Raw genomic sequence first — 23325 nt, forward strand, 5'->3', positions numbered from 1 at the left:
GCGGGCGGGGGGGGGCCCGGGGGCTACGCGGGGGGTTTTGGGGGGCGGGGGCCCCCCTGGGGCCCCCAACACCCGCGGGGGGGGGCCCCAACTAATAAGGGCCCCCCCCCCCCGGCGGCACGTTTCTGCTGAGGCGTGAAGCGGCTCAGCTCTCCTCGTGGGACACCGCGCGACGCGCGTCCGCGTCCAGCACGCCCCAGCTGATCAGCTGCTCGGTGAGGACCGAGGGCGACTGGTCGTAGATGACGGCGAGTGTGCGCAGGTCGTCCTGGCGGATCGAGAGCACCTTGCCGTTGTAGTCACCGCGCTGCGACTGGATCGTCGCGGCGTAGCGCTGGAGGGGGCCCGCCTTCTCGGCCGGCACGTGGGCCAGCCGCTCCAGGTCGAGGACCAGCTTCGGCGGCGGCTCGGCGGCGCCGCCCGGCGTGGTGCCCGGCAGCAGTTCCTGAACGGGCACACCGTAGAAATCCGCCAACTCGGCGAGGCGCTGCACGGTCACGGCACGGTCGCCGCGCTCGTACGAACCGACCACGACCGCCTTCCAGCGTCCCTGGGACTTCTCCTCGACACCGTGGAGGGAAAGGCCCTGCTGGGTGCGGATGGCCCGGAGCTTGGCCCCGAGCTGTTTGGCGTATTCGCTGGACATATAGCTCCCCGGCACTGTGTCGACGCGGCCGGCAGGGGCGCCGTACCGCGCGGCTGGTAACTCACTGTGAGGTTACGCAGCGTTACTCTTCTGCGTCAAGCCGAATGAGCCGCACCGACTCTTCCGTGGTGGCGGTGGCCGATTAGGCCATGGGGGTGATCGGGGGTGTCCTCCGGGCCTGATACCGTGGATGGCGCAATTCCGACGTCCTTTAAGGTCCGTCCCGTGAGGCGGAGAAGGAGGTCCGTTTCTTATGGACAAGCAGCAGAACCAGCAGGACATCCAGCAGGACGCATCGACCGATGCGCGGCCCGTTCTCGAAGGCCCCGACATCGCACGCGTGCTGACCCGGATCGCCCACGAGATCGTCGAACGCGCCAAGGGCGCCGACGACGTGGTGCTCCTCGGCATTCCGACCCGAGGCGTCTTCCTCGCCCAGCGGCTCGCCGCCAAGCTGGAGGAGATCACCGACCGCAAGATTCCGGTCGGTTCGCTCGACATCACCATGTACCGGGACGACCTGCGCATGCACCCGCCGCGTGCGCTGGCCCGCACCGAGATCCCCGGTGACGGCATCGACGGCCGCCTCGTCGTCCTCGTCGACGACGTGCTCTTCTCCGGCCGCACCATCCGCGCCGCCCTCGACGCCCTGAACGACATCGGGCGTCCGCGCGCGGTGCAGCTCGCGGTCCTCGTCGACCGCGGCCACCGCGAACTGCCCATCCGCGCCGACTACGTCGGCAAGAACCTCCCCACGTCGTTGCGGGAGACGGTCAAGGTCCAGCTCGCCGAGGAGGACGGTCGCGACACCGTGCTGCTCGGTGCCAAGCCGACCCAGTAGCAGACGTCCGCGCGCGCCTTTCGGTGTGCTCTCGCCTGCCCGGAATCTCCCACTGAACTTCCCTACGGAGCCTGACAGATGCAGCGTCATCTCATCTCGGCCGCCGACCTCACCCGTGACGACGCCGTCCTGATCCTCGACACCGCCGAGGAGATGGCCCGGGTCGCCGACCGGCCGATCAAGAAGCTGCCGACCCTGCGCGGCCGCACGATCGTCAACCTCTTCTTCGAGGACTCCACGCGCACGCGTATCTCGTTCGAGGCCGCCGAGAAGCGCCTCTCGGCCGATGTCATCAACTTCACCGCCAAGGGGTCGAGCGTCTCCAAGGGCGAGTCCCTGAAGGACACCGCCCAGACCCTGGAGGCCATGGGCGTCGACGCCGTCGTCATCCGGCACGGCGCCTCCGGAGCGCCGTACCGGCTCGCCACCTCCGACTGGATCGACGCCGCCGTCATCAACGCCGGTGACGGCACCCACCAGCACCCCACACAGGCCCTGTTGGACGCCTTCACGATGCGCCGCCGGCTCATCGGGCGGGACGCCGGGCTCGGCCAGGACCTGTCCGGCAAGCGCATCACGATCGTCGGGGACGTCCTGCACAGCCGGGTCGCCCGGTCCAACGTCGACCTGCTGCACACCCTCGGCGCCGAGGTCACCCTCGTCGCGCCGCCGACCCTGGTGCCGGTCGGCGTCGAGACCTGGCCCTGTGAGGTGTCGTACGACCTGGACAGCACGCTCGCCAAGTCCGACGCGGTGATGATGCTGCGCGTGCAGCGCGAGCGCATGAACGCCGCGTTCTTCCCGACCGAGCGCGAGTACTCGCGGCGCTACGGCCTCGACGGCGACCGCATGGCGCGGATGCCCGAGCACGCCATCGTGATGCACCCCGGCCCGATGGTCCGGGGTATGGAGATCACCGCCGAGGTCGCCGACTCCGACCGCTGCACCGTCGTGGAGCAGGTCGCAAACGGAGTCTCCATCCGGATGGCCGTTCTGTACCTGCTGCTGGGTGGAAACGAGCCCGCCGTCAGCCACACCCGTATCGAGGAGAAGTAAGAGACATGAGCAAGATCCTGATCCGTGGTGCGAAGGTGCTCGGCGGCGAGCCGCAGGACGTCCTGATCAACGGTGATCTCATCGAGGCGGTCGGTCAGGGGCTCTCGGACGAAGGCGCCGAGGTCATCGAGGCCGGCGGCAAGGTCCTCCTGCCGGGCCTCGTCGACCTGCACACCCATCTGCGCGAGCCCGGCCGTGAGGACTCCGAGACCGTGCTGACCGGCACGCGCGCGGCGGCCTCCGGCGGCTACACCGCCGTGTTCGCCATGGCCAACACCTTCCCGGTCGCCGACACCGCCGGTGTGGTCGAGCAGGTCTACCGGCTCGGCCAGGAGCACGGGTACTGCGACGTGCAGCCCATCGGCGCCGTCACGGTCGGCCTGGAGGGCAGGAAGCTCGCCGAACTCGGTGCCATGCACGAGTCGGCCGCCGGTGTCACCGTCTTCTCCGACGACGGCAAGTGCGTCGACGACGCGGTGATCATGCGGCGCGCCCTGGAGTACGTGAAGGCCTTCGGCGGGGTCGTCGCCCAGCACGCGCAGGAGCCTCGGCTGACCGAGGGCGCCCAGATGAACGAGGGCGTCGTCTCCGCCGAGCTGGGGCTCGGGGGCTGGCCCGCGGTGGCCGAGGAATCGATCATCGCCCGGGACGTCCTGCTCGCCGAGCACGTCGGCTCCCGCGTCCACATCTGCCATCTGTCGACCGCCGGCTCCGTGGAGATCGTCCGCTGGGCCAAGTCCCGCGGCATCGACGTCACCGCCGAGGTCACCCCGCACCACCTGCTGCTGACGGACGAGCTCGTCCGGACCTACAACCCGGTCTACAAGGTGAACCCGCCGCTGCGCACCGAGCGCGACGTCTTCGCCCTGCGCGAGGCGCTCGCCGACGGCACGATCGACATCGTCGCCACCGACCACGCCCCGCACCCGCACGAGGACAAGGACTGCGAGTGGGCCGCGGCCGCCATGGGGATGGTGGGCCTGGAGACCGCGTTGTCAGTGGTGCAGGAGACCATGGTGGACACCGGGCTCCTCACTTGGGCCGGGGTCGCCGAGCGCATGTCCGTCAAGCCCGCCGAGATCGGGCGGGCGAAGGGCCACGGGCGACCCGTCTCGGCTGGTGAGCCCGCCAACCTCACGCTCGTCGACACGGCATACCGTGGGTCCGTGGACCCCGCGGGCTTCGCCTCGCGCAGCCGGAACACCCCGTACGAGGGGCGTGAGCTGCCGGGCCGTGTGACGCACACGTGGCTCCGGGGCAAGGCCACGCTCGTCGACGGGAAGCTCACGTGACACCTGTAATCCTGCTCGCCAACGGTCTCGCCGCCGAGAAGGAATCGGCCGAGGTCACCGACTGGGCCGCGCGCATCGGCTGGCTCGTGGGGCTGGCGCTGTTCGTCGCGCTCATCTACTGGCTGATGCGCGAGGGCTGGAAGTGGCGCGGCACGCTCCAGAGCGACCTGCCCGAGCTGCCCGACGCGCCGGACGACCCCGGTGCGGCGAGACTGACGATGAGCGGCCGCTACCACGGCTCCACCACCGCCGGGCAGTGGCTCGACCGCATCGTGGCGCACGGCCTGGGCACCCGCAGCCGGGTCGAGCTCACGCTGACGGACGCGGGACTGGACGTCGTACGCCCCGGTGCGACCGACTTCTTCGTCCCGGTCTCCGCGCTGCGGGAGGCGGTGCTCGGCAAGGGCATCGCCGGCAAGGTCCTCACCGAGGGCGGCCTGCTGATCGTGACCTGGGAACACGGGGACAAGCTGATCGACTCCGGCTTCCGCTCCGACCACGCGGCCGAGCACAACGAGTGGGTCGACGCCATTAACTCCATGATCAACAAGATGGACAAGACGGAAACGGAAGGCGCACGATGACGACCTCCACGAAGGGGAACGCCTCGCAGAGGAAAGGGGCGCTTCCCGCGGTACTCGTCCTGGAGGACGGCCGGATCTTCCGCGGCCGCGCCTACGGGGCCGTGGGGGTGACCTTCGGCGAGGCGGTGTTCTCCACCGGCATGACCGGCTACCAGGAGACCCTCACCGACCCGTCGTACCACCGCCAGGTCGTCGTGATGACCGCCCCGCACGTCGGCAACACCGGCGTCAACGACGAGGACCCCGAGAGCAAGCGGATCTGGGTCGCCGGATACGTGGTGCGCGACCCCGCGCGCGTGCCCTCCAACTGGCGCTCGCGCCGCTCCCTCGACGAGGAGCTGGCCCAGCAGGGCGTCGTCGGCATCTCCGGCATCGACACGCGCGCGTTGACGCGCCATCTGCGCGAGCGCGGCGCCATGCGCGTCGGCATCTTCTCCGGCAACGCGCTGCCCGACGAGGGCACCATGCTCACCGAGGTGCGCCAGGCCCCCGAGATGAAGGGCGCCGACCTCTCCGCGGAGGTCGCCACCAAGGAGGCGTACGTCGTCCCCGCGATCGGCGAGAAGAAGTTCACCGTCGCCGCGGTCGACCTCGGCATCAAGGGCATGACCCCGCACCGGATGGCCGAGCGCGGCATCGAGGTGCACGTGCTGCCCGCGACGGCCACCGTCGAGGACATCTACGCCGTCAACCCCGACGGTGTGTTCTTCTCCAACGGTCCCGGCGACCCGGCCACCGCCGACCACCCGGTCTCCGTCATGCAGGCCGTCCTGGAGCGCAGGACGCCCCTCTTCGGCATCTGCTTCGGCAACCAGATCCTGGGCCGCGCCCTCGGCTTCGGCACCTACAAGCTGAAGTACGGCCACCGCGGCATCAACCAGCCGGTGCAGGACCGTACGACCGGCAAGGTCGAGGTCACCGCGCACAACCACGGCTTCGCCGTCGACGCCCCGCTCGACAAGGTCTCCGACACCCCCTACGGCCGCGCCGAGGTCTCCCACGTCTGCCTCAACGACAACGTGGTGGAGGGCCTCCAGCTGCTCGACCAGCCGGCCTTCAGCGTCCAGTACCACCCCGAAGCGGCAGCGGGCCCGCACGACGCCGCCTACCTGTTCGACCGCTTCACGTCTTTGATGAGCACCGCTTCGATGGAGGGCCAGCGTGCCTAAGCGCACCGATATCCAGTCCGTCCTGGTCATCGGCTCCGGCCCGATCGTCATCGGCCAGGCCGCCGAGTTCGACTACTCCGGCACCCAGGCCTGCCGCATCCTGCGCGCCGAGGGCCTCAGGGTCATCCTGGTCAACTCCAACCCGGCGACGATCATGACCGACCCGGAGATCGCCGACGCCACGTACGTCGAGCCGATCACCCCCGAGTTCGTCGAGAAGATCATCGCCAAGGAGCGCCCCGACGCCCTGCTGCCCACCCTGGGCGGTCAGACGGCCCTCAACACGGCCATCTCGCTGCACGAGGCGGGCACGCTGGAGAAGTACGGCGTCGAGCTGATCGGCGCCAACGTCGAGGCCATCAACAAGGGCGAGGACCGCGACCTGTTCAAGGGCGTCGTCGAGGAGGTGCGCAAGAAGATCGGCCACGGCGAGTCCGCCCGCTCGGTCATCTGCCACTCCATGGACGACGTCCTCCAGGGCGTCGACACCCTCGGCGGCTACCCGGTCGTGGTCCGCCCGTCCTTCACCATGGGCGGCGCCGGCTCCGGCTTCGCGCACGACGAGGAGGAGCTGCGCCGCATCGCCGGGCAGGGCCTCACGCTCTCCCCGACCACCGAGGTGCTCCTGGAGGAGTCCATCCTCGGCTGGAAGGAGTACGAGCTGGAGCTGATGCGCGACACGAACGACAACGTCGTGGTCGTCTGCTCCATCGAGAACTTCGACCCGATGGGCGTCCACACCGGCGACTCGATCACCGTCGCGCCCGCGATGACGCTCACCGACCGCGAGTACCAGCGCCTTCGCGACATCGGTATCGCGATCATCCGCGAGGTCGGCGTCGACACCGGCGGCTGCAACATCCAGTTCGCGATCAACCCCGAGGACGGTCGCGTGATCGTCATCGAGATGAACCCGCGCGTGTCCCGGTCCTCGGCCCTCGCCTCCAAGGCGACCGGCTTCCCCATCGCCAAGATCGCCGCCAAGCTCGCCGTCGGCTACACCCTCGACGAGATCCCGAACGACATCACGCAGGAGACCCCGGCCTCCTTCGAGCCCACGCTCGACTACGTGGTCGTCAAGGCTCCGCGCTTCGCCTTCGAGAAGTTCCCGCAGGCCGACTCCACGCTGACCACGACCATGAAGTCGGTCGGCGAGGCCATGGCCATCGGCCGCAACTTCACCGAGGCCTTCCAGAAGGCGCTGCGCTCGCTGGAGAAGAAGGGCAGCCAGTTCACCTTCGTCGGAGAGCCCGGCGACAAGGAGGCGCTGCTCGCGGAGTCCGTCCGGCCCACCGACGGCCGGATCAACACCGTCATGCAGGCCATCCGCGCGGGTGCCACGCCGGAGGAGATCTTCGAGTACACGAAGATCGACCCGTGGTTCGTCGACCAGCTCTTCCTCATCAAGGAGATCGCCGACGAGCTCGCCGAGGCCCCGGAGCTCACCTCCGAACTCCTCGCCGAGGCCAAGCGGCACGGCTTCTCCGACCAGCAGATCGCCGAGATCCGCGGCCTGCGCGAGGACGTGGTCCGTGAGGTCCGGCACGCGCTCGGCATCCGCCCGGTCTACAAGACGGTCGACACCTGCGCCGCCGAGTTCGCCGCGAAGACGCCGTACTTCTACTCCTCCTACGACGAGGAGACCGAGGTCGCGCAGCGCGAGAAGCCGGCCGTCATCATTCTCGGCTCCGGCCCCAACCGCATCGGCCAGGGCATCGAGTTCGACTACTCCTGCGTCCACGCCTCCTTCGCGCTGAGCGACGCCGGGTACGAGACCGTGATGGTCAACTGCAACCCGGAGACCGTCTCCACGGACTACGACACCTCCGACCGCCTGTACTTCGAGCCGTTGACGCTGGAAGACGTGCTGGAGATCGTCCACGCGGAGTCCCTCGCGGGTCCGATCGCCGGTGTAGTCGTCCAGCTGGGCGGCCAGACCCCGCTGGGCCTGGCGCAGGCGCTGAAGGACAACGGCGTGCCGATCGTCGGCACCTCGCCGGAGGCCATCCACGCGGCCGAGGACCGGGGCGCCTTCGGGCGCGTGCTCGCCGAGGCGGGCCTCCCGGCTCCCAAGCACGGCACCGCGACCACCTTCGCCGAGGCCAAGGCCATCGCCGACGAGATCGGCTACCCGGTTCTCGTCCGCCCGTCCTACGTCCTCGGCGGACGCGGCATGGAGATCGTCTACGACGAGACCCGCCTCGCCTCCTACATCGCCGAGTCGACCGAGATCAGCCCCTCCCGGCCGGTCCTCGTCGACCGCTTCCTCGACGACGCCATCGAGATCGACGTCGACGCGCTCTACGACGGCGAGGAGCTCTACCTCGGCGGCGTCATGGAGCACATCGAGGAGGCCGGCATCCACTCCGGCGACTCGGCGTGCGCCCTGCCCCCGATCACGCTGGGCGGCTTCGACATCAAGCGCCTGCGCGCCTCGACCGAGGCCATCGCGCGCGGTGTCGGCGTCCGCGGCCTGATCAACATCCAGTTCGCGATGGCCGGCGACATCCTCTACGTCCTGGAGGCCAACCCGCGCGCGTCCCGCACCGTTCCCTTCACCTCGAAGGCGACCGCGGTACCGCTGGCCAAGGCCGCCGCCCGCATCTCGCTCGGCGCGACCATCGCCGAGCTGCGTGCCGAGGGCCTGCTTCCGGCCAACAGCGACGGCGGCGAGCTGCCCTTCGACGCCCCGATCTCCGTCAAGGAGGCCGTCATGCCGTGGTCGCGCTTCCGCGACATCCACGGCCGCGGCGTCGACACCGTCCTCGGCCCGGAGATGCGCTCCACCGGCGAGGTCATGGGCATCGACTCGGTCTTCGGCACGGCGTACGCCAAGTCGCAGGCCGGCGCCTACGGCCCGCTGCCCACCAAGGGCCGCGCGTTCATCTCGGTCGCCAACCGCGACAAGCGGTCGATGATCTTCCCGGCCCGCGAGCTGGTCGCCCACGGCTTCGAGCTGCTCGCCACCTCCGGCACCGCCGAGGTCCTCAAGCGCAACGGCATCAACGCCACCATCGTGCGCAAGCAGTCCGAGGGCACCGGCCCGGCCGGCGAGAAGACCATCGTCCAGCTCATCCACGACGGCGAGGTCGACCTCATCGTCAACACCCCGTACGGCACCGGTGGCCGCCTCGACGGCTACGAGATCCGTACGGCGGCCGTGGCGCGGTCGGTGCCGTGCCTGACGACGGTCCAGGCGCTCGCCGCGGCCGTCCAGGGCATCGACGCCCTCAACCACGGCGACGTGGGCGTCCGTTCGCTCCAGGAACACGCGGAACACCTGACTGCGGCCCGCGACTAGCAGCCCTGAGGGGGACACCGGAAACGGTGTCCCCCTCTTCGTGAGGACACCGACATGTACAAGATTTTCTTCCGTCTGGTTTTCAAACGGATGGACCCCGAGCAGGCGCACTACCTGGCCTTCCGCTGGATCCGCCTCGCGGTCCGTATCCCCGTGCTGCGCACCTTCGTCGCCGCCGCCCTCGCCCCCCGCCACAAGGAACTCCGCACCGAGGCCTTCGGTCTGCGGATGCACGGCCCCTTCGGCCTCGCCGCCGGCTTCGACAAGAACGCGGTCGCGATCGACGGCATGTCGATGCTCGGCTTCGACCACGTCGAGATCGGCACGGTGACGGGGGAGGCCCAGCCCGGCAACCCCAAGAAGCGGCTGTTCCGCCTCGTACAGGACCGCGCGCTCATCAACCGCATGGGCTTCAACAACGAGGGCTCACTGGCCGTCGCGGCCCGTCTGGCGTCCCGGGAGGAGGTCTTCAGGACCGTCGTGGGCGTCAACATCGGCAAGACCAAGGTCGTACCGGAGGCCGAGGCCGCCGCGGACTACGTGAAGTCCACCGAGCGGCTCGCGCCCTACGCCGACTACCTGGTCGTGAACGTGTCGTCGCCGAACACGCCCGGGCTGCGCAACCTCCAGGCCACGGAGTCGCTGCGGCCGCTGCTGAGCGCCGTACGCGAGGCCGCCGACCGTACGGTGACGAGTCGCCGTGTCCCGCTCCTGGTGAAGATCGCGCCCGACCTCGCCGACGAGGACATCGACGCCGTCGCCGACCTGGCCGTCGAGCTGGGCCTGGACGGGATCATCGCCACGAACACGACCATCGCGCGCGAGGGGCTCGGTTTGAGATCCGAACCCTCGCTGGTGAAGGAGACCGGCGGCCTGTCCGGAGCACCCCTGAAGGCGCGCTCCCTGGAGGTGCTCAGGCGCCTCTACGCGCGCGTGGGCGACCGCGTCACGCTCGTCGGCGTCGGCGGCATCGAGAACGCCGAGGACGCCTGGCAGCGCATCCTCGCCGGTGCCACGCTCGTACAGGGCTACAGCGCGTTCATCTACGAAGGCCCCTTCTGGGGTCGCGCCATCCACAAGGGGCTCGCCGCGCGTCTGCGCACCAGCCCGTACGCCACGCTCGCCGACGCGGTCGGCGCCGATGTGAGGGAGACCGCATGACTGACGCCTTCGGCACCCGCCTGCGCCGGGCCATGGACGAGCGCGGCCCCCTGTGCGTCGGTATCGACCCGCACGCCTCCCTGCTCACCGAGTGGGGGTTGAACGACGACGTGGCCGGCCTGGAGCGGTTCAGCCGCACGGTCGTCGAGGCGCTGGCCGACCGGGTGGCGGTCTTCAAGCCGCAGGCCGCGTTCTTCGAGCGCTTCGGCTCGCGCGGCGTCGCCGTACTGGAGAAGACGGTCGAGGAGGCGCGGGCGGGCGGCGCGCTGGTCGTCATGGACGCCAAGCGCGGCGACATCGGCTCGACCATGGCGGCGTACGCCGAGGCCTTCCTGCGCAAGGACTCGCCGCTGTTCTCCGACGCGCTGACCGTCTCGCCGTACCTCGGCTACGGCTCGCTGTCGCCGGCGATCGCGCTGGCCAGGGAGAGCGGCGCGGGGCTGTTCGTGCTGGCGCTGACCTCCAACCCCGAGGGCGGCGAGGTCCAGCACGCCGTCCGCGCGGACGGCCGGAACATCGGCGCGACGATGCTCGCGCACCTCGCGGCCGAGAACACCGGGGAGGAGCCCCTCGGTTCCTTCGGGGCGGTGGTCGGCGCCACGCTCGGCGATCTGTCGTCCTACGACCTGGACATCAACGGTCCCCTCCTCGCGCCCGGCATCGGCGCCCAGGGGGCCACTCCGGCCGATCTGCCGGCGGTGTTCGGCAAGGTGCTGCGCAACGTCCTGCCCAACGTCAGCCGGGGCGTGCTGCGGCACGGTCCCGACGTCGGCGCGCTGCGGGAGTCCGCGGAACGGTTCGCGGCGGAGATCAAGGCGGCTGTGGCGCTCGTATGACGGTCGTCCGGGGCGTTCGAGACGCTCTCGCGAGTCCTCCGATGAGTGTTCCCGGGACGACTTGAGTCTGAATACATCCTCAAATCCGGGGCAGTTTGTCTGAAATGTCCGGCCTGACGGAGGCTGACCAGGACTTTTCCGCTGTTCTCGCTGACTCTGGCGGACTTGGCCGCTAGTCTCCGAGCAGAGTCTGCGGGCAAGCGTGTTGCTCGTGGCTCACCAGGTGAGGGGCGACTAGGTTCCTCACCGGTCCGTATCCGACAGTTCAACATCCGAGGTGACGTAGGCGTGGCTCTTCCGCCCCTTACCCCTGAACAGCGCGCAGCCGCGCTCGAAAAGGCCGCCGCGGCTCGCCGGGAGCGGGCCGAGGTCAAGAATCGACTCAAGCACTCCGGCGCCTCCCTTCACGAGGTCATCAAGCAGGGCCAGGAGAACGACGTCATCGGCAAGATGAAGGTCTCCGCGCTGCTGGAGTCCCTGCCGGGCGTGGGCAAGGTCCGCGCCAAGCAGATCATGGAGCGTCTGGGCATCTCCGAGAGCCGCCGCGTGCGTGGTCTCGGTTCGAACCAGATCGCTTCCCTGGAGCGTGAGTTCGGCAGCACCGGTTCCTGAGTCCGGCACCATCCGGACCGGGAGTCCCGGGCACCCCGGGATTGCTGGAATAATCGCTGCATGGCTGCAACATTCCGGGGGACGACCCCCGAGCCCCCGGACGTACGTCCGCGGCTGACCGTGCTCTCCGGCCCCTCCGGGGTCGGCAAGAGCACGGTCGTCGCCCATATGCGCAAGGAACACCCCGAGGTCTGGCTCTCGGTGTCGGCGACGACCCGCAGGCCCCGCCCCGGCGAGCAGCACGGAGTCCACTACTTCTTCGTCAGTGACGAGGAGATGGACAAGCTGATCGCCAACGGCGAGCTGCTGGAGTGGGCCGAGTTCGCCGGGAACCGCTACGGCACCCCCCGCAAGGCCGTCCTGGAACGGCTGGAGGCGGGGGAGGGGGTCCTGCTGGAGATCGACCTCCAGGGCGCCCGGCAGGTCCGGGAGTCCATGCCGGAGGCCCAGCTGGTGTTCCTGGCTCCTCCCTCCTGGGAGGAGCTCGTGCGCAGACTCACCGGCCGGGGCACCGAGTCGCCCGAGGTCATCGAGCGCCGGCTCGACGCCGCGAAGGTGGAACTGGCGGCCGAGCCCGAGTTCGACGAGACCCTGGTCAACACCTCCGTCGAGGACGTGGCGCGTGAGCTGCTAGCCTTGATGGACGTTGTGTGATCGTTTTCTAGATCTCATCCCAACTTTCGGAAGGCAGAGCGTGTCCTCTTCCATCACCGCGCCCGAGGGCATCATCAACCCTCCGATCGACGAGCTCCTCGAGGCCACCGACTCGAAGTACAGCCTCGTGATCTACGCGGCCAAGCGTGCCCGTCAGATCAACGCGTACTACTCGCAGCTCGGCGAGGGTCTCCTTGAGTACGTCGGTCCGCTCGTCGACACCCACGTGCACGAGAAGCCGCTCTCGATCGCGCTGCGCGAGATCAACGCGGGTCTGCTGACGTCCGAGGCCGTCGAGGGCCCGGCGCAGTAGTACTTTCAGATTGCGGTTGACTTTTCCACAGGCCCGACAGCGCGACTGTCGGGCCTGTGGTGTGTCATGGGAGTCGTAGGTTCGAGGGGTTCGAGGGGTTCGAGGGATGGGAGACCTGGTGGACAAGCCGAGGGTCGTGCTGGGGGTCAGCGGTGGCATCGCCGCGTACAAGGCCTGTGAGCTGCTGCGCAGACTGACGGAGTCGGGGCATGACGTCCGTGTCGTCCCCACCGCCTCCGCGCTGCACTTCGTCGGCGCCGCCACCTGGTCCGCCCTGTCCGGCCACCCCGTCTCGACCGAGGTGTGGGACGACGTCCACGAGGTGCCGCACGTCCGCATCGGCCAGCACGCCGACCTTGTCGTCGTGGCCCCGGCGACCGCCGACATGCTCGCCAAGGCGGCCCACGGTCTGGCGGACGATCTGCTCACCAACACGCTCCTGACCGCCCGCTGTCCGGTCGTCTTCGCACCCGCGATGCACACGGAGATGTGGGAACACCCGGCCACCCAGGAGAACGTGGCGACGCTGCGCCGCCGCGGCGCGGTCGTCATCGAGCCCGCCGTCGGGCGCCTCACCGGCGTCGACACCGGCAAGGGGCGGCTGCCCGACCCGGCGGAGATCTTCGAGGTGTGCCGCCGGGTCCTCGCCAGGGGCGTGCGCGAACCCGATCTGGCCGGCCGCCATGTCGTCGTCAGCGCCGGTGGCACCCGCGAACCCCTCGACCCGGTCCGCTTCCTCGGCAACCGCTCCTCCGGCAAGCAGGGTTACGCCCTCGCCCGCACCGCCGCCGCGCGCGGCGCCCGGGTCACCCTTGTCGCCGCGAACACCGGCCTGCCGGACCCGGCGGGCGTGGACGTCGTCCCGGTCGGCACGGCCGTACAGATGCGCGAGGCGGTACTCAAGGCCGCCGCGGACGCCGATGCGGTCGTGATGGCCGCGGCCGTCGCCGACTTCCGCCCCGAGAACTATGCGAGCGGGAAGATCAAGAAGAAGGACGGGCAGGACCCGGACCCCATCGTGCTGGTGCGGAATCCGGACATCCTGGCCGAGATCTCGGCCGACCGCGCCCGCCCCGGTCAGGTGGTCGTCGGGTTCGCCGCCGAGACGGACGACGTCCTCGCCAACGGCCGGACCAAGCTCACCCGCAAGGGCTGCGATCTGCTCGTCGTCAACGAGGTGGGCGAGCGCAAGACCTTCGGGGCGGAGGAGAACGAGGCGGTGGTGCTCGGCGCCGACGGCACCGAGACCCCGGTGCCGCACGGCCCCAAGGAGGCCCTGGCCGAAATCGTGTGGGACCTGGTGGCCGGGCGCCTGCGCTGAATGTTTCATTCACTTCACAGAGCCCTCGAACCTCACTATTTGAGGCGTGGCGGCCCTGGCCAAGCTCGCTCCGGATTGGGCAGAATGCCCGTGCCGCAGGTCACAGCGCTCCCGACAATCGAGACGGGTGAGCCCGTGGCCGACCGCGACCGATAAACTGTTCTCGGACGATGCCGGGCGCAGCCCCCGAGCCCGTCCGCCCATGATCAGCCAGCAGCCGCTGCAACCTCAGGGAGCGTTGTGTCCCGTCGTCTCTTTACCTCGGAGTCCGTGACCGAGGGTCACCCCGACAAGATCGCTGACCAGATCAGCGACACCATTCTCGACGCGCTCCTGCGCGAGGACCCGACCTCCCGGGTCGCGGTCGAGACCCTGATCACGACCGGCCTGGTGCACGTGGCCGGTGAGGTCACCACCAAGGCGTACGCCCCGATCCCGCAGCTGGTGCGGGACAAGATCCTCGCGATCGGCTACGACTCCTCGAAGAAGGGCTTCGACGGCGCCTCCTGTGGCGTGTCCGTGTCGATCGGCTCGCAGTCCCCGGACATCGCCCAGGGCGTGGACACGGCGTACGAGTCCCGTGTCGAGGGCGACGAGGACGAGCTCGACAAGCAGGGCGCCGGCGATCAGGGCCTGATGTTCGGCTACGCGACGGACGAGACGCCGACGCTGATGCCGCTGCCGATCTTCCTGGCGCACCGACTGTCGAACCGTCTGTCCGAGGTCCGCAAGAACGGCACGATCCCCTACCTGCGCCCCGACGGCAAGACGCAGGTCACCATCGAGTACGACGGCGACAAGGCCGTCCGTCTCGACACCGTCGTGGTCTCCTCGCAGCACGCGTCGGACATCGACCTGGAGTCCCTCCTCGCCCCCGACATCCGCGAGTTCGTGGTGGAGCCGGAGCTGAAGGCTCTTCTCGACGAGGGCATCAAGCTCGACACCGAGGGCTACCGCCTGCTGGTCAACCCGACCGGTCGCTTCGAGATCGGCGGCCCGATGGGCGACGCCGGCCTCACCGGCCGCAAGATCATCATCGACACCTACGGCGGCATGGCCCGCCACGGCGGCGGCGCCTTCTCGGGCAAGGACCCGTCCAAGGTCGACCGCTCCGCCGCGTACGCGATGCGCTGGGTCGCCAAGAACGTCGTAGCCGCGGGCCTTGCCTCGCGCTGCGAGGTGCAGGTCGCGTACGCGATCGGCAAGGCCGAGCCCGTCGGTCTGTTCGTCGAGACCTTCGGCACCGCCAAGGTCGAGGCCGAGAAGATCGAGAAGGCCATCGACGAGGTCTTCGACCTCCGCCCGGCCGCGATCATCCGCGACCTGGACCTGCTCCGCCCGATCTACGCCCAGACGGCGGCGTACGGCCACTTCGGCCGTGAGCTGCCCGACTTCACGTGGGAGAAGACGGACCGCGTGGAGGCGCTGCGGAAGGCTGCGGGGCTGTAAGGCTCGGCTTTCCGGGGTTTTCCGAGGCCCGGCATCCCTGAGGGGTGCCGGGCCTCGGCATGTCCGGGCGACGTCGGATGTCAGTCGGGTTTGGTAAGAATGCTTGCGTGAGCAGCGGAGATGAGCGGGATGGCGGGCGGGGTGAGGGGGCGCCGCCTGAGCAGCTTGCGTTGATTCGGGAGAGTGTGCGCAAGGCTGAGGTGCCGCGGGCGAAGCCGCGGACGTGGCGGGGGGCCGCGCTCGCGAAGGAGTTGCCTGTTGCTCGGGTGCTCGTGGACAAGGGGGTGCTGCATCTTGATCGGTACTTCGACTACGCCGTGCCCGAGGAGCTTGATGCCGACGCGCAGCCCGGGGTGCGGGTGCGGGTGCGGTTCGGGGCCGGACGGGGCAGGGTGCGGGACGGACGGCGTGAGGGTGGGGGGCTGATCGACGGGTTTCTCGTCGAGCGGGTTGCCGAGACGGATTATTCGGGGCCGTTGGCCGCGCTGGCGCAGGTCGTGTCGCCTGAGCCGGTCCTCGGGCCGGAGCTGCTGGGGCTGGCTCGGGCTGTCGCCGATCGGTATGCGGGAAGTCTTGCTGATGTGTTGCAGCTGGCTGTGCCCCCCCGGAGTGCTCGGGCTGAGCAGCGGGCCTCTGCGGAGCCGCTGCCGCCGCCCGCGGTGCCTGAGGTGGGGTCCTGGGGGCGGTACGAGCGGGGGACCGGGTTTCTTGAGGCACTCGCCTCGGGTGGGGCGCCTCGCGCCGTGTGGAATGCGTTGCCCGGGCCCGAGTGGAGTGAGGAGCTGGCACGGGCCGTTGCCGCCACGCTCGCTTCCGGGCGGGGAGCCCTGGTCGTCGTGCCGGACGGGCGGGCCGTCGCGCGCGTCGATGCCGCGCTGACCTCGTTGCTGGGGGAGGGACGGCATGCCGTGCTCACCGCCGACGCCGGGCCCGAGAAGCGTTACCGGGAGTGGCTGGCCGTGCGGCGGGGGAGCGTGCGGGCTGTGGTGGGGACCCGGGCCGCCATGTTCGCGCCGGTGCGGGATCTTGGGCTCGTCGCCATCTGGGACGACGGGGACGACAGCCACAGCGAACCGCACGCTCCGCAGCCCCATGCCCGTGAGGTGTTGCTGCTGCGCGCCGCGCTGGACAAGTGCGGTTTCCTGCTGGGGAGTTGGAGTTGCACCGTCGAGGCCGCGCAGCTGGTCGAGAGCGGATGGGCTCGGCCGCTCGTCGCCGTGCGGGAGCAGGTGCGGGGGGCCGCGCCGCTCGTACGGACCGTGGGGGACGGGGATCTGGCCCGCGACGAGGCCGCTCGGGCCGCTCGGCTGCCCACCCTCGCCTGGCAGGCCGTCCGGGAGGGGCTGAAGCAGGGACCGGTGCTGGTGCAGGTGCCGCGGCGGGGGTACGTGCCGCGGATGGCCTGCGCCAACTGTCGGGCGCCCGCGCGCTGTCGGCACTGCTCGGGGCCGTTGGAGGCGCAGGAGGGTGTGGACGCCCTGCGGTGCGGGTGGTGTGGTCAGGAGGAAGGGGCCTGGCACTGTCCTGAATGTGGTGGCTTTCGGCTGCGGGCCCAGGTGGTCGGGGCACGGCGGACCGCGGAGGAACTGGGGCGGGCGTTTCCTGCTGTGCCGGTGCGGACGTCCGGCCGGGAGCATGTGCTGGACACGGTGCCGGGGGCGCCCGCGCTGGTGGTGAGTACACCGGGGGCCGAGCCCGTGGCTGAGGGCGGGTATGCGGCGGCCCTGCTGCTGGACGGGTGGGCGATGCTCGGGCGGCCTGATCTGCGGGCCGGAGAGGACGCGTTGCGGAGGTGGATCGCTGCGGCTGCGTTGGTGCGGCCGCAGGGGGACGGGGGGACCGTGGTGGTCGTCGCGGAGCCTACGTTGCGGCCTGTGCAGGCGCTGGTGCGGTGGGATCCCGTCGGGCATGCGGTGCGGGAGCTGGCTGAGCGGGCCGAGTTGGGGTTTCCGCCGGTGTCTCGGATGGCGGCGGTGTCGGGGGCGGCGGAGGCGGTCGCGGGGTTCCTCGGTGCCGTTGAACTGCCGGGGGAGGCGGAGGTGTTGGGGCCGGTGCCGTTGCCTGTGACGGGGGGACGGGGTCCTCGGCGGGTGGGGGCGCCGCCGGTGGGGGAGCAGTGGGAGCGGGTGTTGATCCGGGTGCCGCGGGGGATGGGGGCGGCGTTGGCCGGCGCGTTGAAGGCCGCGCAGGCTGCTCGGATGGCTCGGGGGGGCGTAGGTGGGGAGGCTGCGGTGCGGGTGCGGGTTGATCCGCCGGACATTGGGTGACGGGTGGTGGGTGGGCACCCGGCCTTCGGCCGGGTTTGGGGTTCCCACCCGCATCGCCCACCCGCATCGCCCGTGCGTCGCCCGTGCGGGATTCGTCGTCGGGTGCGGGTGGCCCTCGTGGGGGCCGAGCAGCGGCTGCGGCTGGGGGAGCTGGGTTCTTGCGGGGCGGAGTGCATGCGTATGCCCTCCCGGAGTGGGCCGGGAGGGCAAGGATGGGGTGGGGGAGTGTCAGCCGTTGCGGGGTCCGGGGAATGCCGTGGGTCTTACGTCGTCGCGCAGGGCGGCGCTGCCTGCCGTCGGCTGGGTCGGCATGGAGCGGGCCGCGGGGACCGTCGGCATCGTGGGCATCCCGGTGTTGACGCCGACCGTGCGGGTGGCCGACACGTCGGTGGTGCGCTCGGCGTCGGCCGCCGCCTGGGTCGCGGCGCGACGCGCACCGTAACGGCGGTGCACCGCCTGCTTGGTGACGCCGAGCGCGGAACCCACCGCGTCCCACGAGAAGCCCAGCGAGCGGTCGAAGTCGACCGCGGCCGTGACCAGGGTCTCGACGCTGTCCCGCAGTTCCTGGGCGAGACGGACCGTCGGGGCGGGAGCGCGTCCGTAGACGACGAAGCCCGTGGAGGGGCCGGAGCGGCGCGGGCGGTAGACATTGCCCAACTGGGCGGTGAGCGTGCGCAACGCGTCCACCTGCCGGCGGACCCGCTCGATGTCCCGCACCAGCAAGTGCAGGCTGGCCCGAGCCTGGGCGTCGTGGGTTGCGTGGTCGGCCATGAACAAGCCTCTCGAACCGGCGTTGAAAAGGATCGGGCCGCGACTGCGGCCCGTTGTGGTCAACTCTTTCTTGACCAACGCGTTTGCGCTCCGCTGGTCACGCAGTGGGGGCGTGGTGGCATATGCGTGCGCCGTGGGGGGCGGGTTCGCGCCGCGGTCGTCGGCCTTCGGCGGGTTTCCGTTCCCGGTCATAGAATTGGGCGACCGTCCGCTCGCACAAGACATCAGCCATTCCGCCCGAGAGGCCCTCACCCACCCATGAAGCTCGTCTTCGCCGGTACCCCCGAAGTCGCCGTTCCCGCACTGGACGCCCTCATCGCCTCCGGGCGGCACGAGGTGGCCGCTGTCGTCACGCGGCCCGACGCGCCGGCCGGCCGTGGGCGCAGGCTGGTCGCGAGCCCGGTCGCGGAGCGGGCGGAAGAGGCGGGCATCGAGGTGCTGAAGCCCCTCAAGCCGCGGGACCCGGAGTTCTTGGAGCGGTTGCGGGAGATCGCCCCCGACTGCTGTCCCGTCGTCGCCTACGGCGCCCTGCTGCCCCGTGTCGCCCTCGACATCCCCGCCCAGGGCTGGGTCAACCTGCACTTCTCGCTGCTGCCCGCCTGGCGGGGGGCCGCGCCCGTGCAGCACTCCGTCATGGCGGGCGACGAGATCACCGGCGCCTCCACCTTCCTCATCGAGGAGGGGCTCGACTCCGGGCCCGTGTACGGGACCGTGACGGAGGAGGTCCGCGCCACCGACACCAGCGGCGACCTGCTCACCCGGCTCGCCTTCGCCGGCGCCGGGCTGCTCGCCGCGACCATGGACGGCATCGAGGACGGCACCCTGAAGGCCGTACCGCAGCCGAACGACGGCATCACGCTCGCCCCGAAGATCACCGTCGAGGACGCGCAGGTGGACTGGGCGACCCCGGCGCTGCGCGTCGACCGGGTCGTGCGCGGCTGCACTCCCGCTCCCGGCGCCTGGACCGTCTTCCGCGGCGAGCGGCTCAAGCTCATCCAGGTCACTCCCGCGCCCGAGCGGACCGACCTCGCGCCGGGGCAGTTGGCCGTCGGCAAGAACAGCGTCCATGTCGGCACCGGCTCCCACGCCGTGGAGCTGCTGTGGGTGCAGGCCCAGGGCAAGAAGCCGATGCGGGCCGCCGACTGGGCGCGCGGGGTGCGCATCGGCGAGGGAGAGGTCGTCGGCCGATAGCCCGCCGGCGGGGGGAGGAGTCGTCGGCCGGGTCCGCCGCCGAGGGGAAGGTCGTCGGCCGGGCCCGCCGCCTGGGGGGAGGCCGTCGGCCGGGCGGCCCGACGAGGGGGACGTAGGCTTGGTGCGTATCCCTCAAGACATCCGGAGCACCTTTTTCGTGAGCGACCAGCCCCGTCGGCCCGGCACGTCCGGCAAGCCCTACCGTCGGCCCAAGAAGGACCCCGTCCGCTTCCTCGCCTTCGAGGCCCTGCGGGCCGTGGACGAACGGGACGCCTACGCCAACCTCGTTCTCCCGCCGCTGCTGCGCAAGGCGCGGGAGAAGGGCGACTTCGACGGGCGTGACGCCGCGCTCGCGACCGAGCTCGTGTACGGGACGCTGCGGCGGCAGGGGACGTACGACGCCGTCATCTCCGCGTGTGTCGACCGGCCGCTGCGTGAGGTCGACCCGCCGGTGCTGGACGTGCTGAGCCTCGGGGTGCATCAGCTGCTCGGGACCCGGATTCCCACGCATGCCGCCGTGTCCGCGTCCGTCGAACTCGCCCGGGTCGTGCTCGGCGACGGGCGGGCCAAGTTCGTCAACGCCGTGCTGCGCAAGGTCGCGCAGGACGATCTGGACGGGTGGATCGCCAAGGTCGCGCCGCCCTACGACGACGACCCCGAGGACCACCTGGCCGTGGTGCACTCGCATCCCCGGTGGGTCGTCTCCGCGCTGTGGGACTCCCTCGGGGGCGGGCGAGCCGGGATCGAGGCGCTGCTCGCCGCCGACAACGAGCGGCCCGAGGTGACGCTGGTCGCCCGGCCCGGGCGGGCGAGCGTCGATGAGCTGCTGCGGGAGGAGGCCGCCGTCGCGGGGCGCTGGTCGCCGTACGCCGTGCGGCTCGCCGAGGGCGGTGAGCCCGGGGCCATCGAGGCCGTACGGGAAGGCCGGGCCGGTGTGCAGGACGAAGGCAGCCAGCTGGTCGCCCTCGCCCTTGCCAACGCGCCGCTCGACGGGCCCGACGAGAAGTGGCTCGACGGGTGTGCGGGGCCGGGAGGGAAGGCCGCGCTGCTCGGTGCGCTCGCCGCGGAGCGGGGGGCCATGCTGCTCGCTTCCGAGAAGCAGCCGCATCGGGCGGGGCTCGTCGCCAAGGCCCTGGCCGGGAATCCCGGTCCGTATCAGGTGATCGCCGCGGACGGGACGCAGCCGCCGTGGCGGGCCGGGAGTTTCGACCGGGTGCTGGTGGATGTGCCGTGCACGGGACTGGGGGCCTTGCGGCGGCGGCCTGAGGCTCGGTGGCGGCGGCGGCCTGAGGATCTCGAGGGGTTCGGGCCGTTGCAGCGCAGCCTCTTGCGGACCGCGCTGGACTCCGTGCGGGTGGGGGGCGTCGTCGGGTACGCCACGTGTTCGCCGCACCTTGCCGAGACCCGGGCCGTGGTGCAGGACGTGCTCAAGCAGGTGCCGGACGCGGAGTTGATCGACGCGCGGCCTCTGTTGCCGGGCGTGGCGGATCTTGGGGAGGGGCCTGATGTGCAGTTGTGGCCGCATGTGCACGGGACCGATGCGATGTATTTGGCGTTGATTCGGAGGACTGCGCCGTAGGGGTCGGGGGCGTCGGGTCAGTGCGGGTCCGATGTGGCTTGTCGCGCAGTTCCCCGCGCCCCTAAGGGCGTTGTTCGACCGCTGGCTCCTTGGCGACCGGCATCTTTGTACCGTCCTCCTTCGACAACCGGTGTGGCCACCACACCCTCGGACCCACGTCCAGGAACAAGGACGTGACCAGCACCGACCTGACCACGAACGTGTCCAGGATGATGCCCAGGGCCACCGCGAAGCCGATCTCCGCGAAGGCGACCATGGGGAGGGTGCCCAGGGCGGCGAAGGTGCCGGCCAGGACCAGGCCCGCCGATGTGATGACCGCGCCCGTCGCCGCCAGGCCCGTCACCACGCCGGGGCGGGTGCCCTGGCGGACCGCCTCCTCGCGGATACGGGTCGTGAGGAAGATGTTGTAGTCGATGCCCAGGGCCACCAGGAAGACGAAGACGAAGAGCGGGAAGTCCGTCGACTCGCCCGCGTAGTCGAACACATGCCTGAACGCGAGTGCGCTGAGACCCAGGGCCGCCGCGAAGGACAGGATCACCGTGCCGACCAGCAGCAGCGGGGCGATCAGGGCCCGCAGCAGGGCGCACAGGATCAGCATGACCACGACCAGGACGAGCGGGATGATCAGCTGATTGTCATGGGCGGTGGCCTTGTCCATGTCGAGCAGCGCCGCCGTACCGCCGCCCACCTGGGCATCGGCGTCCGGGACCGCGTGGACGGCGTCGCGGACGCGTTCGACCGTCTGTTTGGCGGCCTCGCTGTCGGACGGGGCGGTCATCGTCGCCTCGAAGAGGACCTGGCCGTCGTGGGAGGGTTTCGTACCCGGTGGCAGACCCAGCGAGTCGGGGACGACACCGCGCGTGCCGGCCACCGCCTCGCCGACCTGTCGGGCCTGGGCCTGGTTGCTGACGATGACCAAGGGGTCGCCGCTGCCCGCCGGGAAGTACTTCTCGGAAACCTCCTGGCCGACGATCGAGTCCGGCTTGCCGGTGAAGGCGTCCGCGTTGCTGATGCCCTCCGCGCGCAGCTGGATCAGGCCCAGGGAGCAGATCGCCAGGGCCAGCGCCGTGACGCCCCAGATCATGCGGGGGCGGCGGGCGATACGGCCGCCCGTGCGCGCCCAGACGCCGCGTTCGGTGGGGTCGGCCGTGCCGAAGTGCGGGATCGCCGGCCAGAAGAGCCAGCGGCCGCAGATCACCAGCAGGGCGGGGAACAGGGTCATCATCGCCAGCAGGGCCACCGCGACGCCGATCGCGGCCACCGGGCCCAGACCCCGCGTCGAGTTCATCTCGGCGGCGAGGAGCACCAGCATGCTCAGGACCACCGTGGCGCCCGAGGCGATCACCGCGGGGCCCGCCCTGTGCAGCGCCAGGGCCATGGCCTCGTGGCGGTCCTCGTGACGGCGCAGCTCTTCCCGGTAACGGGCCACCAGGAGCAGGGCGTAGTCCGTCCCCGCGCCGAAGACGAGGACCGTGAGGATGCCCGCGCTCTGGCCGTTGACCGTCAGGCCCGCGTGCTGGGCGAGGAGATAGACGAAGGCCTGCGCGGTGAACAGGGCCGCGATGACCGACAACAACGGCACCAGCAGGAGCGTGGGGCTGCGGTAGGTGATCAGCAGCATCACGATGACGACGCCCATCGCGGACAGCAGCAGCGTGGAGTCGATGCCCTCGAAGGCCTTGGAGAAGTCGGCGGACGTGCCGCCCGGGCCCGTGATGTGCACGGCGAGGCCGGCGGTGCTCTTGCCGGTGATGTCCCGGATGGAGTCGACCGCGGGGGAGATCTCCTCCCAGCCCTTCTCGTCCATCGTGATGGGGACGTAGATCTGGGCCGCGCGCGGGTCCGTCTCGCGGTCGTAGACCGGACCACGGGTCTCGGCGCCCCGGACGCCGTGGTCGCGCAATTGCCTGATCTGCGCGGCGTCCTCGGCGATCTGCGCCTTGTCCTCGGCCGTGAGACCGCTGTCGCGCGCGTAGATGACGACGGCGGGGATCTGTTCGGGCCTGAAGCCCTCGGAGATCTGAAGGACCTGGGTGGACTCCGCGGAGCCGGGCAGCCAGGAGGCGGCGTCGTTGTCCTGGGCGTCGGTGAGTTTGGAGGCGAGGGGCGCCGTCAGGAAGAGCAGCACCAGCCACAGCACCAGCACGACCCACTTGGCCCGCCGCCCGCACACCAGATGCGCGATGCCTCGGTTCTCGGTCATGGCCACCCCCGCAGCCCTTCGCCCTCGCGGTCGGCGGCCCAATATGGCACGTACCGTCCCGGAGCAACATCCGATGAAC

Annotated in this window: 19 protein-coding genes; 16 read left to right on the plus strand and 3 right to left on the minus strand. The window is 70.6% G+C overall.

From position 1 onward, the window contains the following. Positions 1-145 precede the first annotated feature (145 nt). Positions 146-646: a transcriptional regulator BldD gene (gene bldD, locus ACIHIX_RS21270; protein ID WP_003956405.1), complete on the minus strand. Its 501-nt coding sequence runs from the start codon at positions 644-646 to the stop codon at positions 146-148. Positions 647-899: 253 nt separating this feature from the next. On the opposite strand from bldD, the gene pyrR reads away from it, so the two are divergent. From pyrR to ACIHIX_RS21340, 14 genes are all read left to right on the plus strand, one after another. After that, complete coding sequence (pyrR, locus tag ACIHIX_RS21275; protein WP_399958307.1) at positions 900-1487, plus strand: bifunctional pyr operon transcriptional regulator/uracil phosphoribosyltransferase PyrR; 588 nt, start codon at positions 900-902, stop codon at positions 1485-1487. Positions 1488-1565: 78 nt separating this feature from the next. Beyond that, positions 1566-2543: an aspartate carbamoyltransferase catalytic subunit gene (locus tag ACIHIX_RS21280; RefSeq protein ID WP_399958310.1), complete on the plus strand. Its 978-nt coding sequence runs from the start codon at positions 1566-1568 to the stop codon at positions 2541-2543. A 5-nt stretch (positions 2544-2548) separates the two neighbouring features. Beyond that, positions 2549-3835, plus strand: coding sequence for a dihydroorotase (locus tag ACIHIX_RS21285; RefSeq protein WP_399958312.1), 1287 nt, complete (start codon positions 2549-2551; stop codon positions 3833-3835). After that, positions 3832-4419 (plus strand): hypothetical protein, encoded by a 588-nt coding sequence (locus tag ACIHIX_RS21290; protein ID WP_399958314.1) that lies wholly within the window; start codon positions 3832-3834, stop codon positions 4417-4419. Before ACIHIX_RS21285 ends, ACIHIX_RS21290 begins: the two co-directional genes overlap by 4 nt. Further along, a complete protein-coding gene (gene carA / locus ACIHIX_RS21295) occupies positions 4416-5588 on the plus strand; it encodes a glutamine-hydrolyzing carbamoyl-phosphate synthase small subunit (protein ID WP_399958316.1) in 1173 nt (390 codons plus the stop codon). The genes ACIHIX_RS21290 and carA overlap by 4 nt, the downstream gene beginning before the upstream one ends. Beyond that, the gene (gene carB / locus ACIHIX_RS21300) at positions 5581-8889 is read left to right on the plus strand and encodes a carbamoyl-phosphate synthase large subunit (protein WP_399958318.1); all 3309 of its coding nucleotides are present in this window, start codon (positions 5581-5583) and stop codon (positions 8887-8889) included. The genes carA and carB overlap by 8 nt, the downstream gene beginning before the upstream one ends. A gap of 54 nt (positions 8890-8943) precedes the next feature. Continuing rightward, on the plus strand, positions 8944-10050 hold the full coding sequence (locus tag ACIHIX_RS21305; RefSeq protein ID WP_399958321.1) for a quinone-dependent dihydroorotate dehydrogenase: 1107 nt from the start codon (positions 8944-8946) through the stop codon (positions 10048-10050). After that, positions 10047-10886 (plus strand): orotidine-5'-phosphate decarboxylase, encoded by an 840-nt coding sequence (gene pyrF / locus ACIHIX_RS21310; RefSeq protein ID WP_399958324.1) that lies wholly within the window; start codon positions 10047-10049, stop codon positions 10884-10886. The genes ACIHIX_RS21305 and pyrF overlap by 4 nt, the downstream gene beginning before the upstream one ends. Before the next feature lie 288 nt (positions 10887-11174). Next, the gene (locus ACIHIX_RS21315; protein WP_003977346.1) at positions 11175-11498 is read left to right on the plus strand and encodes an integration host factor; all 324 of its coding nucleotides are present in this window, start codon (positions 11175-11177) and stop codon (positions 11496-11498) included. A 60-nt stretch (positions 11499-11558) separates the two neighbouring features. Further along, positions 11559-12152, plus strand: coding sequence for a guanylate kinase (gene gmk / locus ACIHIX_RS21320; RefSeq protein WP_399958327.1), 594 nt, complete (start codon positions 11559-11561; stop codon positions 12150-12152). Positions 12153-12192: 40 nt separating this feature from the next. Then, a complete protein-coding gene (rpoZ, locus tag ACIHIX_RS21325) occupies positions 12193-12465 on the plus strand; it encodes a DNA-directed RNA polymerase subunit omega (RefSeq protein WP_003982715.1) in 273 nt (90 codons plus the stop codon). Positions 12466-12583: 118 nt separating this feature from the next. Further along, on the plus strand, positions 12584-13786 hold the full coding sequence (coaBC, locus tag ACIHIX_RS21330; RefSeq protein ID WP_399958593.1) for a bifunctional phosphopantothenoylcysteine decarboxylase/phosphopantothenate--cysteine ligase CoaBC: 1203 nt from the start codon (positions 12584-12586) through the stop codon (positions 13784-13786). 240 nt (positions 13787-14026) lie between these two features. Further along, complete coding sequence (gene metK, locus ACIHIX_RS21335; protein ID WP_399958330.1) at positions 14027-15235, plus strand: methionine adenosyltransferase; 1209 nt, start codon at positions 14027-14029, stop codon at positions 15233-15235. Between the two features lie 77 nt (positions 15236-15312). Then, complete coding sequence (locus tag ACIHIX_RS21340) at positions 15313-17502, plus strand: primosomal protein N' (RefSeq protein ID WP_399958333.1); 2190 nt, start codon at positions 15313-15315, stop codon at positions 17500-17502. A gap of 228 nt (positions 17503-17730) precedes the next feature. Here the strand turns inward: ACIHIX_RS21340 and ACIHIX_RS21345 are convergent, their stop codons facing one another. Next, on the minus strand, positions 17731-18273 hold the full coding sequence (locus tag ACIHIX_RS21345) for a hypothetical protein (protein ID WP_329341379.1): 543 nt from the start codon (positions 18271-18273) through the stop codon (positions 17731-17733). A gap of 258 nt (positions 18274-18531) precedes the next feature. On the opposite strand from ACIHIX_RS21345, the gene fmt reads away from it, so the two are divergent. Then, a complete protein-coding gene (gene fmt / locus ACIHIX_RS21350; protein ID WP_399958336.1) occupies positions 18532-19464 on the plus strand; it encodes a methionyl-tRNA formyltransferase in 933 nt (310 codons plus the stop codon). A gap of 157 nt (positions 19465-19621) precedes the next feature. Beyond that, positions 19622-21043: an RsmB/NOP family class I SAM-dependent RNA methyltransferase gene (locus ACIHIX_RS21355; RefSeq protein ID WP_399958339.1), complete on the plus strand. Its 1422-nt coding sequence runs from the start codon at positions 19622-19624 to the stop codon at positions 21041-21043. Positions 21044-21104: 61 nt separating this feature from the next. On the opposite strand, the gene ACIHIX_RS21360 is transcribed toward ACIHIX_RS21355, so the two are convergent. Beyond that, complete coding sequence (locus tag ACIHIX_RS21360; protein WP_399958342.1) at positions 21105-23246, minus strand: MMPL family transporter; 2142 nt, start codon at positions 23244-23246, stop codon at positions 21105-21107. Positions 23247-23325 lie beyond the last annotated feature (79 nt).

The sequence above is a fragment of the Streptomyces sp. NPDC051913 genome, from assembly GCF_044593635.1.
In the GTDB taxonomy this organism is placed as follows: domain Bacteria; phylum Actinomycetota; class Actinomycetes; order Streptomycetales; family Streptomycetaceae; genus Streptomyces.